Origin of the sequence: Aureimonas sp. AU22 (assembly GCF_001463745.1) — a bacterium.
Classification (GTDB): domain Bacteria; phylum Pseudomonadota; class Alphaproteobacteria; order Rhizobiales; family Rhizobiaceae; genus Aureimonas.
In genome coordinates this window covers 1-347 of the sequence record NZ_BBWJ01000074.1, presented here as the reverse complement: position 1 = coordinate 347, position 347 = coordinate 1, and the positions used below count along the sequence as shown (strand labels likewise).

Below are 347 nucleotides of genomic sequence, written 5' to 3'. Positions count from 1 at the left end.
CCCGCCTTTCACAGCCAGGTTCGCGAGTGTGTGTCGGAGTTGGCGGCGCTTGGATCGAAGGCGCGTGCTTTGGGTCTTCGGCTGTCGTTTCACCCGTCGCAGTTCATCGTCCTGAACAGTCCGGATCCGGATCTGGTGCGCCGGAGCGTTGCGGATCTGTTGTCGCAGGCGGAGATCCTGGACCTGATGGGACTGGGGCCGGAGGCGGTGCTGGTGATCCATGTGGGCGGCACGTATGGCGACGTTCCCGCGAGCCGCGAGCGCTGGGTGCGGACATGGGAGACGCTGCCGGAGCCGGTGCGCCGTCGCCTGGTGCTGGAGCACGACGACCTTCGTTTTTCCGCCTC

General features: G+C 66.3%; 1 pseudogene. It reads left to right on the top strand.

What is annotated here, in order from left to right:
* Window positions 1-39: 39 nt before the first annotated feature.
* Window positions 40-347, top strand: a pseudogene (locus tag AUL34_RS21690) (UV DNA damage repair endonuclease UvsE); the annotation flags it as partial.